Genomic DNA, 16,723 nt, shown 5'->3' with positions numbered 1-16,723 from the left:
AGGAATGACATGGACCCGGTTAAAAGTAATGAACTGCTGCACCATTTACGCGAACAGATAATAACAGTTTATGATAAAGCAGTACATCGTTTTGGTGAGCAACCCGATAATATACTACAACAGGCGCCAGCACCCGGCAAGTGGAGCGCTGTGCAATGCCTGGAGCATCTGAATAGCTATGGCAGATTCTATCTTCCGGCACTCGATAAAGCAATTACCTCAGCAGCACAAAAAAACAGTCAGCCGGCAACGCTGTTCAAAAGCAGTTGGCTGGGAGCCTGGTTTACCCGCTTAATGCAGCCCGGGTCAGACGGACAACTGCGCTCAAAGATGAAGTCTCCTAAAGATCATTTACCCATATTGCAACCAGATGTAAATAAAGTGTTGAAGGAATTTATGGAGCAACAACTACAAATGGAAGCATTACTTCTCCAGGCAGAAAAAATAAATATCCAGCAGGCGAAGGTAACTACTTCCCTATCCCGTTTCATTAAGATGTCTGCAGGAGATACTTTTGGATTTCTCACCGCACATATCAATCGCCACGTACTGCAGGCAGAACGCGCCATTGCGGCAAGTGTAGCCCCCGTAAAAGAAGTCGTATAGTACTAGCTGTTATGAAAGTGATTCCAGATCAGTTTGGCTTTAGCGGCGCCTATTTCTTTTTCCAGATCTTCCTGCGATAATAACTTTATTTTGGCCACAGAGCGGAACGTTTTCAGCAATTGAGTGGCTGTATTTTCTCCAATACCTTTAATGCTTTCCAGCTCATTTTTGAAGGTACCCTTGCTCCGTTTTTGCCGGTGAAAAGTAATCCCGAAACGGTGTACCTCATCCCGCACCCGACGGATGAGTTTCAGACTTTCGCTATTGTAGGGTAATTTGATACTTTGAGAATCTCCCGGGAAAAATATTTCTTCTTCATTTTTAGCTAGCCCCACAACGGTCATACTACCGATTAAGTTCAGCTCGCGAATGCTTTCCATCGCAGAACCGAGCTGACCTTTACCGCCATCAATAATCACCAGCTGAGGCAACGGCTGCTGCTCTGCCAACAGGCGGTTATATCGTCTGAAAACCACCTCTTTCATGGATGCAAAGTCGTTGATCCCTTCCACCGTTTTAATGTTGAAATGCCGGTAATCCTTGTTGGAAGCCATGCCATCTTTGAATACCACACAGGCAGCTACCGGATAACTTCCCTGGAAGTTGGAGTTATCAAAACATTCAATGTGCTCGGGGAGCACCGGTAATTCAAGATCCGCCTGCAGCTGGTATAGTACCTGCTTTCTTTCCATATCGGTTTTACCTTCGAGGTGCAGTATTTTTTTGCGGTATAAATCGTCTTTAAAGTAGTTGACATTTTTCTCGGAAAGCTCCAGCAGTTTCTTTTTGTCACCGCCCTTTGGAACTGTTACCGTAACGCTGCTCTCAGGGTATTCTATCGGGAATGGCACGACTATTTCGTTGGTGATACTTTTGAATACTTCGCGCAGATAAGCAATGGCATAAGCCAGCACTTCTTCGTCGCTTTCTTCCAGTTGTTTTTCCAGCGTTACTGTTTTGGTATCGGCAATGGTACCATTCTGAATCCGCAGGTAATTGACATAGGCATGGTTGCCTTCACTGATAATGGAGAATACATCCACATTCCCCATGCGGTTGTTGACGATGGTGGATTTGGCGGAGTAGTCTTCGAGGCTGGCGATTTTTTTACGCATAATTTCCGCCTTCTCAAACTCCATTTTAGATACATGCTCCAGCATCTGTTCTTTAAACAGATTTACTACCGGAGTAAGGTTGCCTTTCAGCACATTTTTTACCTGCTGTAATCCTTCGCGGTAGTCTTCCTGTGTTTGCAGTCCTTCACAAGGGCCTTTGCAGTTCCCCAGGTGATATTCAAGACATACTTTGAACTTTCCTTTTCGTATATTCTCTTCCGTTAGGTTTAGGTTACAGGTCCGCAAAGGGATGTTGTATTTGATCACCTCCAGTATCTCTCTTACGCGGCCAACAGAAGTGAAGGGCCCGAGGTAGTCGGAGCCATCTTTAATCACATTTCTGGTGAAAAATACGCKGGGGAAAGATTCGTGTTTGATAACGATATATGGATAGGTTTTATCATCCTTCAGGTTGATGTTGTATTTGGGCCTGAATTGCTTGATAAGGGAATTTTCCAGCAGAAAGGCATCCTGTTCAGAGTTAACAATGGTAAACTCAATATGGTGGATGTGTTCTACCAGTTTTCGGGTTTTGTAGCTATCATGATTTTTTACAAAATAGGAGCTGACCCGCTTACGCAAACTTTTGGCTTTACCTACATATAGCAGGGTGCCTGATTCGTCGTAGTATTTATAGATACCTGCATCTACAGGTATGGTATGTGATATTTTCTGAAACTCCGCTGCGATCATGTTTACATCCCTTTTTTAGCTGCTATCATTACATTTATCTCCAGTTCTTTGGGCGTCAGGAAGGCTATTTTTTGATAGGTAGTCATCCGAACCTGCCTGTTTTGTTGGTAAACCAGATCCTGCCGGAAATCGTATACCAGGTTGCTGGTGTAGGAGTGAATGCTTACCTGTTGTATGTTGCCTTGTTTATCGAGTTCCATGGTTACTTCGGAAGGATTGGTTTGTTTCCCTTTTGATTTATAGATCACAGATTTCCGACCGGAAAACGGATCATATAAGCAGGAGGTATCGTATTCATCCCGGAGGGAAGGTTTATTCAGGTCGATGTCAGCAAAGGGCTTCAACAGATTTTGGATGGTAGCGCTATCGCTGCCGGATATGCTGGTAGTATCTTTTTTACCGTTGAGTATCACAGTTTTAAATAATGTGAAGTCACTGTTTCGGATATGTGCATTTTCCTGACTGAAGTAAGTTGGCAGTGAGGCAAACTTATCCTGATCTGGTCTTTTTGATGGGTGATTTGCCTGGTTACAGGCCATAAAGCCAATGATGGTAAGCAACGCCATTACTTGCGGGTATATTCTCATGCTGCAAAATTAATACTTAAATGTGGGTCATAAAAAATGCGCCGTAAAAACGGCGCATCGATGCATGAGCAAATCTGTCGAGAGCACTAAAAATATGTAAATCAGCTGCTTGAGCTGATATTTTTCGTGGGTAACGTCTATTAAACGAGGGCCGGTTCCGAAATGTTACAGGCGCTCGCAAATAAATTGCAGCAGGCATAAAGCCGAAAGCAAAAAGCTATTAGCGCGAACAACAAAAGCGAATTCTTTAAATACTCGCTTTCATCATTCGCGCTAATAGCTTTTTGCTTTCGGCTTTATGCCTGCTGCTTACGTTATACCAGCAGGTTTCCAGTCATTTCCTTCGGAATAGGCAGTCCCATGAAATGCAGGATGGTAGGGGCAATATCGCCCAGTTTACCATCTTTTACGGTACCTCTGAAATCTTTATTGATAATAAAGAAAGGTACCAGGTTCAGGGAGTGGGCAGTATTGGGTGAGCCGTCTGCATTGATCATAAAGTCGGCGTTACCGTGATCAGCAGTGAGGAAAACGGTGTAATCGCTGGCCAGTGCGGCAGTAACTACGCGTTCTACGCAGTGGTCTACGGTTTCTACTGCCTTCACTACCGCTTCAAATACACCAGTATGACCTACCATGTCGGCATTGGCGAAGTTGAGTACTACAAAGTCGGCTGATTTTTGTTGCAGCTCGGGTACAATCAGGTCGGCCAGTTCATTGGCGCTCATTTCTGGTTGCAGGTCGTAGGTAGCTACTTTGGGAGATGCTGCCATCAGTCTGCGTTCGCCTTCGAATTCTGTTTCACGGCCACCGGAGAAGAAGAAAGATACGTGCGGGTATTTTTCTGTTTCTGCGATACGGATTTGTGTACGGCCATCTTTAGCCAACACTTCACCGAGCGTCATGTTGAGATTATCGTTTTCAAAAATGACATGTACGTTTTTGTAAGTACGGTCGTACTCTGTCATGGTAGTATAATAGATATTCAGTGGTTGCATGCCGAAATCAGGGAATGCTTCCTGTGTGAGCACCTGAGATATTTCGCGGCAACGGTCTGTACGGAAGTTGAAGCAAAGTACGGCGTCTCCGTCCTGGATAGTAGCGATAGGCTGTTGTTGCGCATCAGTCACTACTATTGGTTTAATGAATTCGTCGGTTACGCCTTCTGCATAAGAAGCTTTTACTGCTGTTAATACATCCTGGGTAGCAGTGCCGGTGCCGTGTACCATGGCGTCGTAGGCCAGTTTCACGCGTTCCCAGCGTTTATCGCGGTCCATGGCGTAATAGCGGCCGGTTACCGAAGCTATTTTACCAGTAGATGTTGCAAGGTGTGCAGAGAGGTTTTCCAGGAAACCTAAGCCGCTTTTTGGGTCTGTATCGCGTCCGTCAGTAAATGCGTGGATATATACTTTTTCGAGGCCATGTGCTTTGGCGATAGAAGTCAGTGCTTTCAGGTGCTCGAGATGAGAGTGTACGCCGCCATCGCTCACCAGTCCAATCAGGTGCAGGGCTTTATCATTGTTTTTAGCATGTGCCAGGGTATCCAGGAGAATAGGATTAGCGGCCAGTTCGCCGTCTCTGATGGCTACGTTGATGCGTTGCAGTTCCTGGTAAACGATTCTGCCGGCGCCGATGTTCAGGTGACCAACTTCAGAGTTACCCATTTGGCCGTCAGGTAAGCCTACGGCTTCTCCGCAGGTAACGAGGTGACTGTGCGGGTATTGCTTATATAAACTGCTTACAAAAGGCGTTTTTGCGTGTGCAATGGCATCGGCGTTAGGAACTTTACCTTCGCCCCATCCGTCCATAATTACGAGAATGGCTCTTTTCTTTTCCATATCCTATCTGGTTATAGTTTAATGTAAATTCACTCAGGCGGTGAAAGTACTTATAAAGGGTTTAAATATTTTGCAAAAATAACGCTTATCAAAAAATTAACGGGGAAGACTCCGGTTCGTCAAATTTTACCCTTTATTTATTTGAAATTAAATACATATTATCTTACTGTTATTACTTAGCCCTTAATAGCTACCACTATAATGTGATTTTGTTGATTTGCAGCCTGTTTGGCATAGTTTTCGCTTTTAATTTGAGTTAGAAAAATCACATTTTTAATAAAATAACTGACAATGAAGAAGCTATTGATTGTGCTGGGGATCATGTTGTTGGGAGGTGTTTTTACTACGCTTACACTGTCGGCCAGGTCAATTAATATCACCGTTGCTGGCCCATTTGATGATGTAGTGGCGGCATTAAAGCAAGGCGATGTGAATGGTTTATCCCGTTACCTCGACAATACCGTAGAGATCAATATTTCGGGAAAATCGAATTCCTATAGCAAAGCACAGGCAGAAATAATTTTAAAGGACTTCTTATCAAAAAATCAGGTGAAGTCATTTGAGCTGGTACACCAGGGGGGCGACAATTCCCGCTTTGGTATTGGTAATATGGTTACAGGAAACGGTACTTACAGGGTGTCTTTTTTCCTGCAGAAGAAAGGTGGTAGTATGGTATTAAACGAATTAAGGTTTGAAAGCAAATAAAAATACCAGTATAAATTAGTTGAAAAACCCCGGTGCCCCGCAATTTATTGCGGGGCACTTTTTATTTTTGCCCTATCTTTCACGTGATAATTACGAATTATGTTAGACGAAGCAGCGCTGAATGCGTTTATCAGAAGTGCATTGGCAGAAGATATAGGAAACGGAGACCACTCCACCATGGCTTGTATTCCGCCTACCGCCAAAGGAAAGGCAGTCCTCAAGATTAAAGAAGATGGTATCCTGGCCGGTATGGAAGTAGCCGAAGCCATTTTTAAATGGCTGGATATGTATACCGTATTCACACCACATAAGAAAGATGGCGATGCCATGAAAGCCGGTGAAGTAGCATTTGAAGTGGAAGCCGCTGTACATACGCTGCTTATGGGGGAAAGACTGGTGCTGAATTGTATGCAGCGAATGAGCGGCATTGCTACCTTAACACATCAATATGTTGAAAAACTGAAAGGATATCATACCAGGATACTCGATACCCGTAAAACAACGCCTAACTTCCGCATGCTCGAGAAGGAAGCTGTTCGTATAGGCGGTGGCGTTAATCACCGGATGGGATTGTATGACATGGTCATGCTGAAAGATAATCACATCGATTTTTCCGGTGGCATTACTGCCGCTATTACCAATACCGTGGCTTATCTGAAAGAACGTAACCTGCCTCTGAAAATAGAAGTGGAAACGCGTAACCTGGAAGATGTGAAAGAAGTATTAGCAGTAGGACAAATAGATCGCATTATGCTCGACAACTTTGCACCTGCTGATATCGTTAAGGCATTGGAGTTGATCAATGGCCGCTTTGAAACAGAGGCGTCGGGTGGTATCACTATAGATACATTGGAAGCATATGCGAAAACAGGCGTGGATTATATTTCTGTAGGTGCCATTATACACCATGCCGTGAGCCTGGATTTGAGCCTGAAAGCCATTATCCTTTAAAACAGTTTTTTTGAAGAAGATATTATTTATCATCAACCGCAAAGCGGGAACTGATCGGGAGAAGCGCTTGGAACATGCCATCAGCAAATACTTTCCGGCCACCCAATACGAAGTGAGTACGGCTTACCTGGCTTATCTTGGCCATGGGGCAGACCTCGCAAGAGAGGCTGTGAAAAATGGTGTGCACACCGTAGTAGCCGTTKGCGGCGATGGCTCTATCAATGAAATTTCGCAGGGACTCATTGGCAGCAATACCGCAATGGCGATATTGCCACTGGGTAGTGGAAATGGATTGGCGCGCGCCTTGAAAATTCCGTTGAACATCGATAAAGCATTACAGCTGATTGTGAACAATAAACAGCGTCCTATTGATGTAGGCTATGCAAACGAACACCTCTTTCTAAGCAATACCGGCGTAGGCTTCGACGCATTAATTTCAGAACAATTCAGACATAATACCAAACGTGGATTATCAGGCTACGCTAAGCTGGTATTGAAAAGTTTTAATAGCTACGAGCCCGCAGAATACAGCATTGACATCGACGGACAAACCTTCAATGCCAAAGCATTTCTGCTTACCGTTGCCAATGGGAATCAGTTCGGCTATGAATTTAAGCTCGCGCCAAAAGCGAGCGTGTTCGACGGACAGTTGGATCTTTGTATTATGCCGCCGGTAGGCATTCTTAGCCTGTTGCCTGTGAGCGTTTTTTCGCTGATGGGTAACATTGATCAAACACGTTATATCAAACATTATACAGGAAAGGATATCACCATTCGCAGTCATGCCCTGCAGTATCTGCAGGTAGATGGAGATGCGGTGCCACTCACCGAAAATGGAGTGGTACGCATACGTATACAGTCGCAGGCACTTAATGTAGTGGTAAACGAATAACCTTTAAATATTTTAGAGAGATGTCGAAAAAGAAAAATACACCAGGAAGCGGAATTGTTTATTCTACTGATCCTAACTTCTCCTTCGAATCCGCGCCGGAAGAAGTTGCCGAAACGCTGGCGCCAGCAGAACAAATCCTGAGAGTGATACTCGATAAAAAACAACGTGCCGGAAAGGTGGTGACACTGATTACCGGATTTGTTGGTAAAGAAGAGGATTTGGAAAAACTGGGGAAAGATCTTAAAACCAAATGCGGTACCGGTGGTAGTGTGAAAGATGGTGAAATACTGATACAGGGCGACTACAAGGAAAAAGTAATCAAGTGGTTGCTCGACTGGGGCTACAAAAGAACGAAGTAGCTTAAAAGAATTACGAATTACAAATTACGAATTGCGGCTTTGCGGGAAGATAGTAAACGCGGAAATTATTCGCTATGCTCTTCTTGCAAAGCCGTAATTCGTATTTTATTTATACTCTTTACTCAACAACTTCATGGCATCTTTAAAGTGATGCAAAAGTATGTGCAGATACAGTTTCCCCAGTTCTTGGGGACAAAGGAATAATTGTTAGTATCAAAGCATTATTGCGCCCGGTAAACGTGCGGAGATACGTTGCTATGATTTTTAAAGAAGTGAGTAAAGTTACCAGGGTCTTCAAAGCCGAGACACCAGGCAATTTCAGCAATTTGCCAGTCGGTATGAATGAGGAGTAAACGGGCTTCCAGTAAAATACGCTGACGAATATGCTCGCTTACGGTACGACCAGTAGCTCGTTTTACAGAGGCATTTAAGTGATTAGGATGTGTATTTAATACCTGTGCAAACTCTTTGGCTGTTTTCAGTTTCACCTGGTTGTGGCTGAATTCAATGGGAAACTGTTTTTCCAGTTTATCAGTAAAACGATGTGCCAGCATCTGGGCGGCAGAAAGTTGCCGGTGAACTTGTTCAGTTTGGGAAGATAAGCGTTTGCCTTCCAGTAACAGTAACTTCAGATAAATGAGAATGGCTTCCTGTTTGAAAGCGGCATTTTCGTTATATTCTCTTATCAGTTGCCGGAAAATGGACTGGATGTATTCGCATTGTTCATTGGTCAGTTTGAATACCGCCTGGGCGCCCAGTTGTAGAAGCGGATGTTGTAACAGGTTTTCCTGCGGTGATGTTTGTGATTCAAACAGGAGATCTGTGAACATGCAGAAATATCCTTCATGCTCTTCAGAAGAAGGCCGCCAGGTCTTTATTTCGTGCGGATTGAGGAAAAGCAGCGTAGGGCCATCTACCTCATGGCGCTCCCCTCCCATTGTGAAAATGCCGCTGCCTTTACTGAAGAAACTTATTTTGTAATAGTCTCTTCTGCTCGCTGTTACTTCATCCACGCAGGGAGAAGCGGTTCTTGGCTGTACGGTGAAGCTCCCGCGCAGTGGCGCTTTGGGTACTAATTCTTTGGGCGAATATAAGAGCAGGTCATCAGTAAAGTCGGAAATTGTTTGTAGCTCAATGGAAGCATTTTTATTTTTAGGCATACTCCAAATTTAATCATTTCCCGAATAAATACAGATCCTGTATATCTGTCAATGTTAAGTTTTGCTGGAGAAGATGGCTGGCAAATCCTTGCTGTATATGGCTGTATTTTAAAAATGAAACTATGTTGCAATTTCATTTTTGTTGGAACAGAAAAAATTTCACAATTTGTTAACGCCTTTATCAACCAAAATCTTGTTATCATCGAGCCCTGATGATTGCTATGTAGAGCGGCCTGCCACATATGCCACTGAACAAGAAATTCTATAAGTTATCAACGGAAATACATTGCTTGAACGCAGGTATTTCCGTTTTTTTATGAGATGATTAAAGAAAATATTTCCCTGTTTATGAATACAGCAAAGATAGCCCCATCCTCACATCGCTCACCCATTTGGTTGTTATTGTTGATTATTGGGGTCAAGCTGGCTTTTCAATTTGGAGTAGGTGGTATCGATTATGATTTGCAAAGAGATGAATACCTGCACCTGGATCTGGCTAATCATCTGGCCTCCGGGTATTTGTCTGTACCTCCTTTTACAGCCATTACTTCCCTGGTGATACAATGGTTAGGTAATGGCTTTTTCTGGATAAGATTTTTTCCGGCCTTGTACGGCGTATTGACGATGGTCTTGGTTTGGAAGATGGTGGAAATGCTGGGAGGGCGATGGTTTGCTCAGGTGTTGGCAGCACTGGTATTTATTTGTTCCGGGATGAGTAGGGTGAACATATTATATCAACCTAATTCTTTTGATATACTTGCCTGGACTTTATTGTTCTGGTGCCTCCTGCAATGGTTGCACACCGGAAAAGACAAATGGTTGTTATGGATGGGAGTGGTAACTGGTGTAGGAATTCTTAATAAGTACAATATAATATTTTTAGTCGTGGGTGTGCTGGCCGCTTTGTTGTTATCGTCGCACCGGCAAGTATTTAAAAATAAGTATCTATATGTTGGATTAGCCATTGCTTTGATAATCGTGTCGCCCAATATTGTATGGCAGTTCCAGCATGGCTTGCCGGTATTGCATCATATGAAAGAGTTGGCTGAAACGCAGTTGGTACATGTAAGCCGTATCTCCTTCCTGGCAGACCAGTTGATTTTCTTCATAGGCGGTGCGTTCATTGTAGTGGCAGCTTTTATAGGGTTGTTGCTTTATCGTCCTTTCCGTTCTTATCGCATTGTATTGCTGGTATACGTGCTCACGATGATGTTATTTACCTATCTCCGGGCAAAAAGCTATTATACGCTGGGGTTGTATCCGATACTGCTGGCTTTCGGCAGCGTTTATTGGGAGCGGATTTTTACGCATGATTGGACCCGGCATCTGCGGTGGCTGTGGGTGGCTATTATTGTGGTGCCATTTGCGTTACTGGTGAATGCTGTTTTCCCTGTATTGAAGCCTGCGGAGATCAGCGAAAAGGCGGGTAAATTCCGGGCATTAGGGCTATTGCGGTGGGAAGATGGCAAGGATCATCCACTGCCACAGGATTTTGCTGATATGCTGGGGTGGCGTCAACTGGCCGTTTTGGCTTTGCAGGCCTGGGAACAGGTCCCGGCAGCAGACAGACCCTATACCCTGGTTATTACCAGCAACTATGGGGAAGCTGGTGCGCTGAATTATTATAATAAAGGCAAGATGCCTTTGGCGGTGTCGTTTGACGCGGATTATGTTTACTGGTTCCCTGAAATGGATAGTATCCGCTATATTCTCAAGGTAGGGAAGCGCCCACAGGGGGAAACATTGAAGCTTGCCGGAAAAATTGTGCAAACAGGTGTGTTGCAGGATACGCTTTCCCGTGAATATGGGTATGGGGCAGATGTTTACCTGTTATCAGGTTTGTCGCCGGCATTGCCAGTGAGGCTGAAACAGGTGACGCTGGAGAAACAGGGGGAATATGAGGGGAAAACTAAATAGGGAGGCCGCCGCAAAAGACGTGCGACGGCATGTATTGCTTTACCGGCTGAGGATAAATTCTACTTCTCCAAATCCTAATAGCAGCATCTCGCCGTTTTTTTCCAGCTGAAGATGTCCATCAGGAAGTACGTCCCGGATAATGCCTTCAAATATTTCTCCGTCTTTCCGGTATAATGCTGGTTGTTGCCAGCGAAAAAGCCGGCTGGTATACTCTTTTAGCAAGGCCTCGTAATTCGCGGGCTGTAGTTGCCGGATTCTTTTGTCCAGGAAAGTGCACAGTTCTTTGGCTACATCAATGGCTTCCCGGCCTTTGCCGGTAATTTGCCGGAGGGAAACAGCATTGGGTAGCTCTGGAGGGAAGGCGGCCTGGTTAATGTTGAGTCCGATACCTATAATGGCATATTGCCACAAATTTCCACGCAGCACGTTCTCAATCAGGATGCCTCCTGCCTTTCTGTCACGCCAATAAATGTCGTTTGGCCACTTAATAACGGTTTCATCGCCGGCATAAGAAGCAAAGAAGTCGGCGCCCGCCAATGCCACGCAAACGCTGAGCATAAATTGGCGGGAAAGTGGCAGCATAGCCGGTTGGAGCGCAATACTGAGGGCACTGATATCGCCCGGTTGGGCTAACCATTGCTTCCCACGGGTACCTTTTCCTGCGGTTTGGTGGCTGGTAAACCAGGCCGTTCCGGATGTCACCTGCCCCAAATTTACCTGCGCCATGGCATAGTTATTGGTGCTGTCTATTTCGTCTAATACATGAAACGGGTATCCTATCACATGAAGCTTTTTTAGTCTGTATATCTGGCCCGAAAAGTAATTCATTTTATTATTTAATTAACATTTCAGGAGGCCCGCAGGTGAGATTAAACATCTTATATTACTGCTTGTTTAGTAACTTTGACAATTAAAGATTATTTTTAACAAAAACGAGATTTATTGGCACCCTTAACCGTTCTGAGCACGAGAAAGAAGGCGCAGTTACGCCTGACCAGAGAAAGTGAAATTTTTACCACCATCATAAAGGCCATACAGGATAAGAAGGGGGAAAATATCGTATCCCTGGATCTACGCCAGATTCCTGAAGCCGTGGCCGATTTCTTTATTATATGTGAAGCCAATTCAGGTACCCAGGTGAAAGCCATTGCTGATTATGTGTCAGATGAGGTAGAGAAGCATACATCAGAGGAACCATATAAGCATGAAGGCTTTAGTTCACAAAACTGGGTGCTGGTGGATTATGTGAATGTTGTTGTACATATCTTCCAACCTGAAAACCGGAAGTTCTATAACCTTGAAGAAATGTGGAGCGATGCTGATAGAATGGACCACCTCGAAGACTAAACAAAAACAGTTGTTATAGAATTTAATTATTCATATTATTCTGATTGCAATAAACATCCGTAAAGGAGCGTAAGATTATGGAAAAAGGAGGCAATAACTTCAACAAGGGTTCAGAGAAATCACCTAAGAAAGGACCGAAGTTCAATATATACTGGGTATATGCCTTTATTGGCCTGGCCCTTTTAGCAATGAACATTTGGGGTGATAATTTCAGAGCCCCCACCAAAGAGATCAGTTTCCAGGAATTTCAGATCAAGTATCTGAAGCCAGGAGACGTTGATAAGCTGGTAGTGGTAAACAAAAAATATGTAGAAGTCTACATAAAACCCGATTCTTTAAAACAGCCTAAGTTTGATGGTGTTAACAAAAGCAGGTTAGGCGGCGATAATCCAGGCCCTCATTACCGCTTTACCATTGGTAGCGAAGAAAGTTTTAAGAAAGATATTGATAAAGCACAGGAAGGTGTTCCGGTAGAAAATCAGGTGAAGATCTCTTATGATGAGCGTCAAAGCTGGTTTGAACCAATCTTCCAGTTGTTGTTACCAATCATTCTCATCATTGGTTTATGGATATTACTGATGCGCAAAATGGGTGGCCCTGCCGGTGGTAGTGGTGGCCCGGGTGGTATCTTCAATATCGGTAAATCCAAGGCTACCCTGTTCGACAAAGGTACCCGTGTAAACATCACCTTCAACGATGTTGCCGGTTTGGACGAAGCCAAGGTAGAAGTAATGGAGATTGTGGATTTCCTGAAGAATCCTAAAAAATATACTGCCCTGGGAGGTAAAATACCTAAAGGCGCGTTGCTGGTAGGTCCTCCGGGAACCGGTAAAACCCTGTTAGCGAAAGCAATGGCAGGTGAAGCACAGGTACCTTTCTTCTCTATGTCCGGTTCCGACTTTGTGGAACTGTTTGTAGGGGTGGGTGCAAGCCGTGTACGTGACTTGTTTAAACAGGCCCGTGAAAAAGCGCCATGTATCATCTTTATCGATGAAATTGACGCCATCGGTCGTGCCAGAGGTAAAAACGTGATGATGAGCAACGATGAACGTGAAAACACGCTCAACCAATTGCTGGTAGAAATGGATGGTTTCGGAACAGACAGTGGTATTATTATCCTGGCTGCTACCAACCGCCCGGATGTACTGGATAGCGCATTATTACGTCCAGGTCGTTTTGACCGTCAGATTTCCATCGATAAGCCAGATCTGGCCGGAAGAGAAACTATTTTTGAAGTGCACTTAAAGCCTATCAAAACTTCTCCTAACCTCGATGTGAAGAAGCTGGCTTCTATGACACCAGGCTTTGCAGGTGCGGATATCGCCAACGTATGTAACGAAGCTGCCCTGATTGCTGCCCGTAAAGGCAAAACCCAGGTTGAAATGGATGATTTCAACGATGCCATTGATCGTGTGATTGGTGGTCTGGAAAAGAAAAACAAAATCATTTCTCCGGAAGAGAAAGAAGTTATCGCTTACCATGAAGCGGGCCACGCTATCTGTGGCTGGCACCTGGAACACGCTAATCCATTGGTGAAAGTAACGATCGTTCCCCGTGGTGTTGCAGCACTTGGTTACGCACAATATCTTCCGAAAGAACAATATTTATACAACACCGAGCAATTGCTGGATGATATCTGTATGACCCTTGGCGGCCGTGCAGTAGAAGAACTGGTATTCGGTAAAATATCCACCGGCGCACAAAACGACCTGCAGGTAATTACCCGTATGGCCTATGCAATGGTAACAGTATATGGTATGAATGATAAAGTAGGTAATGTTTCCTTCTACGATCCTAACAGCGAACAATCCTTTACCAAACCTTACTCTGAAGAAACTTCCAAGTTGATTGATGATGAGGTACGGAAACTGATTGCTACTGCTTACATCAGAACAAAAGGCCTGCTGACCGAAAAAATGGACCAGGTGAAAGTGCTGGCAGAAGAATTGCTGAAGAAAGAAGTTTTATACCAGGCCGACCTGGAAAGACTGATCGGTAAACGTCCTTTCGACGTTCACAGAGAACATTTACTGAATAAAGAAGGTATGACTACTGATGGCGTTCATCCGTCAGACATCATCAATCCTTCTCCATCACCAGCTAATGCGTAAATAGTGATATGAAGATTTCTCCTGCTAAGGAAAATATTCTGAAGAGAGTACGGAATGCGTTAAGTCAGTCAGTACAGTTGCCCTTCCCAAATTCGGAGGGCAACTCGTCTGTTTTCAGAACCGAGAATGAGAGCCTTGAATTAAAGTTTGCAGAAGAATTTACCAAATTACAGGGGAAATTTGTTTTCTGTACAGGAAAAGGTGAACTGATGGAAAGTTTACGTGCCCTTTGTGAAAATAAAGAATGGCACAACGTATTCTGTCAAACTCCTGCCCTGTTGAAAATGATGCATACAGAGGAATTACCTCCCCTTAACCAGGGCTCTATGCATGAAGCAGATGCAGCCATCACCGATTGTGAATATTTGGTGGCACGTACGGGAACTGTGGTGCTCAGCGCAGCACAACCCAGTGGCAGAGCATTACCAGTATATGCACCCGTACATATCATGATTGCCTATACGCATCAATTGGTATTTGACCTGAAAGATGCACTGAGCAAACTAAAAGATAAGTACGGTAACGATCTCCCGTCTGCTATTTCCTTTGCAACAGGACCCAGCAGAACAGCAGATATCGAAAAAACACTGGTAGTGGGCATTCACGGCCCCAAAGAAGTATATGTATTTTTAGTAGACGAATAGATAAAAATAGTATTTAGCCTTTAGCTTTTAGCCTTTAGCAGAAAAACGAATCATCGCTTTGCTACTAAAAGCTAGCCGCTAAAGGCTAAACAGTTTTAAAGCAATGGACATCCTCTTACCAGCCAATAAGAAAGTATATTTTGCCTCTGATTTTCATCTCGGTGCACCCAACGCTGCGGCCAGCAGAGAGCGCGAAAAAGTGCTCCTCCAATGGCTCGACGAGATAGAGCCGGATGCGCAACATATTTTCCTGGTAGGTGATATCTTCGATTTCTGGTTTGAATACAAACACGTTATTCCCAAAGGCTATACCCGCATCCTGGGCCGATTGGCCGCTTTAAGTGATAAAGGCATTGGTATATCGGTGTTTATCGGGAACCATGATATGTGGATGAATGGATACTTTGAAGAGGAACTGAATATTCCGGTGTACTATGAGCCCCAAACGTATACCATTGGTGAAAAACGGTTTTATATTGGTCATGGCGACGGATTAGGTCCTGGTGATCATGGCTATAAAATGCTCAAAAAAGTATTCAGAAATCCATTTTGCCGCTGGTTATTTTCCTCCCTCCATCCGGCATGGGGCATTTCCCTGGCTAATTACTTTAGCCGTAAAAGTCGCGCTGCTACCGGGCAGGAACTGGAACATTTCCTGGGAGCAGAAAATGAATGGCTGGCTATTTACAGTAAAGAAGTATTACAAAAGGAACATTTCGATTACTTCATATACGGACACAGACATTTACCCCTCGATATTTCCGTGTCTGATAACAGTCGCTATATTAACCTGGGCGATTGGCTGAATTACTTCTCTTATGCTGTGTATGATGGCAAAGATGTGACCCTGAAGTTCTTTACGGAAGCTGGGGCGCAAGCCGCTAAATCAGGCGTCCAGAATCTCGTGCAGGATAGGCGGTGAGTGCATTTCCGTGAAATCAGGTAAGTGCAGCCGGAAAAAATCCAGGTAAGCATACAGTAATTTCCTTCGTTTGTCTTTATTCATCGTAATCGCCGCCAGGTGCTGTATTTCTGTGCACTGAAACAGCTGGTCGGTTAATTCACTGCTCTGTGCGTCCAGGTGATCAGTGTGATGCGGTGGTAAGTCGGTAAAGGTGCCTTCCTGTAAGTCAAGATACGGGGTGTATTCAGAAAAGCGTCCATTGAGCCGGAAACCGAGCTGCTCCCCTACTTTTAACGTAAAATATAAAGGAAGATTGGCTACTACCGGTAACGCAGATATGTCCAGCAGTTGCAGGATGTGTTCAGTGAAGTAGTAAAGATCCAGCTGTTGCTCGGGTTGTTTCAGGCACTTTTGCAGCAGTTCTATCATATACAGGGCTACTGTATTTTTTACTACATTCAGTTGTACAGACTGATAAATATAGGCCAGCTTAAATTCAGATATCCGTTGCAGATTCCTGATTTCATTGTGATATACCACCAGCTCCAGGATATTACCTGGCTGCAGCAAATTTCCTTTGGCTGCTTTGGGTTTAGATGAGCGCGCGCCATTTACCATGTATGACTGTACTCCGAAAAGTTCAGTAAACATGGTTACAATCAGGCTGGTATCTCCATACCTGACCGTGCGTAGTACGATGCCGCGTGTTTTATGAAGCATGGAGCGATGGGCGCTATGAATGTGCAAGTTAATACAAACTGTGTTAGTGAAACCGGAGATATCTGTCAGGCGCAAAGAAAGCCCGTACTCCGGCTGAAGGTGAAAAGCCTGCAACTGGTAGCTAAAACCGGCCAGCTCATCGCTGTTGGTTAACAGCTAATAGCTATTTTAATT

Annotated in this window: 17 protein-coding genes; 11 read left to right on the top strand and 6 right to left on the bottom strand. The window is 44.3% G+C overall.

Features of this window, described 5'->3' with window-relative positions; genetic code table 11:
• The first annotated feature begins 9 nt into the window (after positions 1-9).
• A complete protein-coding gene (locus tag AC1DFM_RS26725; RefSeq protein WP_477079827.1) occupies positions 10-606 on the top strand; it encodes a DinB family protein in 597 nt (198 codons plus the stop codon).
• A gap of 2 nt (positions 607-608) precedes the next feature.
• On the opposite strand, the gene uvrC is transcribed toward AC1DFM_RS26725, so the two are convergent.
• From uvrC to gpmI, 3 genes are all read right to left on the bottom strand, one after another.
• On the bottom strand, positions 609-2,414 hold the full coding sequence (uvrC, locus tag AC1DFM_RS26720) for an excinuclease ABC subunit UvrC (RefSeq protein ID WP_477079826.1): 1,806 nt from the start codon (positions 2,412-2,414) through the stop codon (positions 609-611).
• A 2-nt stretch (positions 2,415-2,416) separates the two neighbouring features.
• Positions 2,417-3,001, bottom strand: coding sequence for a hypothetical protein (locus AC1DFM_RS26715; protein WP_477079825.1), 585 nt, complete (start codon positions 2,999-3,001; stop codon positions 2,417-2,419).
• A 314-nt stretch (positions 3,002-3,315) separates the two neighbouring features.
• Positions 3,316-4,839: a 2,3-bisphosphoglycerate-independent phosphoglycerate mutase gene (gpmI, locus tag AC1DFM_RS26710; protein ID WP_477079824.1), complete on the bottom strand. Its 1,524-nt coding sequence runs from the start codon at positions 4,837-4,839 to the stop codon at positions 3,316-3,318.
• A gap of 291 nt (positions 4,840-5,130) precedes the next feature.
• Between gpmI and AC1DFM_RS26705 the strand changes: the two genes are divergently transcribed.
• From AC1DFM_RS26705 to AC1DFM_RS26690, 4 genes are all read left to right on the top strand, one after another.
• Entirely contained in the window at positions 5,131-5,544 is a 414-nt protein-coding gene (locus AC1DFM_RS26705) for a DUF4783 domain-containing protein (RefSeq protein WP_291919984.1), read from the top strand.
• A gap of 99 nt (positions 5,545-5,643) precedes the next feature.
• A complete protein-coding gene (nadC, locus tag AC1DFM_RS26700; RefSeq protein WP_477079823.1) occupies positions 5,644-6,495 on the top strand; it encodes a carboxylating nicotinate-nucleotide diphosphorylase in 852 nt (283 codons plus the stop codon).
• A gap of 10 nt (positions 6,496-6,505) precedes the next feature.
• On the top strand, positions 6,506-7,387 hold the full coding sequence (locus AC1DFM_RS26695; RefSeq protein ID WP_477079822.1) for a diacylglycerol/lipid kinase family protein: 882 nt from the start codon (positions 6,506-6,508) through the stop codon (positions 7,385-7,387).
• Positions 7,388-7,407: 20 nt separating this feature from the next.
• On the top strand, positions 7,408-7,746 hold the full coding sequence (locus tag AC1DFM_RS26690; RefSeq protein WP_477079821.1) for a translation initiation factor: 339 nt from the start codon (positions 7,408-7,410) through the stop codon (positions 7,744-7,746).
• Positions 7,747-7,967: 221 nt separating this feature from the next.
• Here the strand turns inward: AC1DFM_RS26690 and AC1DFM_RS26685 are convergent, their stop codons facing one another.
• Positions 7,968-8,906, bottom strand: a complete 939-nt coding sequence (locus AC1DFM_RS26685; protein WP_477079820.1) for an AraC family transcriptional regulator — start codon at positions 8,904-8,906, stop codon at positions 7,968-7,970.
• Between the two features lie 348 nt (positions 8,907-9,254).
• Between AC1DFM_RS26685 and AC1DFM_RS26680 the strand changes: the two genes are divergently transcribed.
• Complete coding sequence (locus tag AC1DFM_RS26680; protein WP_477079819.1) at positions 9,255-10,823, top strand: glycosyltransferase family 39 protein; 1,569 nt, start codon at positions 9,255-9,257, stop codon at positions 10,821-10,823.
• 39 nt (positions 10,824-10,862) lie between these two features.
• Here AC1DFM_RS26680 and AC1DFM_RS26675 read toward each other — a convergent pair whose 3' ends face one another.
• On the bottom strand, positions 10,863-11,606 hold the full coding sequence (locus tag AC1DFM_RS26675) for a biotin--[acetyl-CoA-carboxylase] ligase (protein WP_477079818.1): 744 nt from the start codon (positions 11,604-11,606) through the stop codon (positions 10,863-10,865).
• A 159-nt stretch (positions 11,607-11,765) separates the two neighbouring features.
• On the opposite strand from AC1DFM_RS26675, the gene rsfS reads away from it, so the two are divergent.
• The 4 genes from rsfS (at position 11,766) to AC1DFM_RS26655 (ending at position 15,847) form a co-directional block, all read left to right on the top strand.
• Positions 11,766-12,170 (top strand): ribosome silencing factor, encoded by a 405-nt coding sequence (gene rsfS / locus AC1DFM_RS26670; protein WP_477079817.1) that lies wholly within the window; start codon positions 11,766-11,768, stop codon positions 12,168-12,170.
• A 77-nt stretch (positions 12,171-12,247) separates the two neighbouring features.
• Positions 12,248-14,281 carry an ATP-dependent zinc metalloprotease FtsH gene (gene ftsH, locus AC1DFM_RS26665; RefSeq protein WP_477079816.1) on the top strand — a complete coding sequence of 678 codons (2,034 nt, stop codon included), beginning with the start codon at positions 12,248-12,250 and terminating at the stop codon, positions 14,279-14,281.
• A gap of 8 nt (positions 14,282-14,289) precedes the next feature.
• A complete protein-coding gene (locus AC1DFM_RS26660) occupies positions 14,290-14,925 on the top strand; it encodes a LutC/YkgG family protein (RefSeq protein WP_477079815.1) in 636 nt (211 codons plus the stop codon).
• Positions 14,926-15,028: 103 nt separating this feature from the next.
• Positions 15,029-15,847, top strand: a complete 819-nt coding sequence (locus AC1DFM_RS26655; RefSeq protein ID WP_477079814.1) for a UDP-2,3-diacylglucosamine diphosphatase — start codon at positions 15,029-15,031, stop codon at positions 15,845-15,847.
• Here AC1DFM_RS26655 and recO read toward each other — a convergent pair.
• Positions 15,812-16,549: a DNA repair protein RecO gene (gene recO, locus AC1DFM_RS26650; protein ID WP_477079813.1), complete on the bottom strand. Its 738-nt coding sequence runs from the start codon at positions 16,547-16,549 to the stop codon at positions 15,812-15,814. The two genes, AC1DFM_RS26655 and recO, sit on opposite strands and share 36 nt — an antisense overlap.
• Here recO and AC1DFM_RS26645 point away from each other — a divergent pair.
• Entirely contained in the window at positions 16,541-16,702 is a 162-nt protein-coding gene (locus AC1DFM_RS26645) for a hypothetical protein (protein ID WP_477079812.1), read from the top strand. The genes recO and AC1DFM_RS26645 overlap by 9 nt on opposite strands.
• The last annotated feature ends 21 nt before the right edge of the window (positions 16,703-16,723 follow it).

It is taken from the genome of Chitinophaga sp. 05T412, from assembly GCF_056396465.1.
This window is presented reverse-complemented; position numbering and strand designations above follow the sequence as displayed.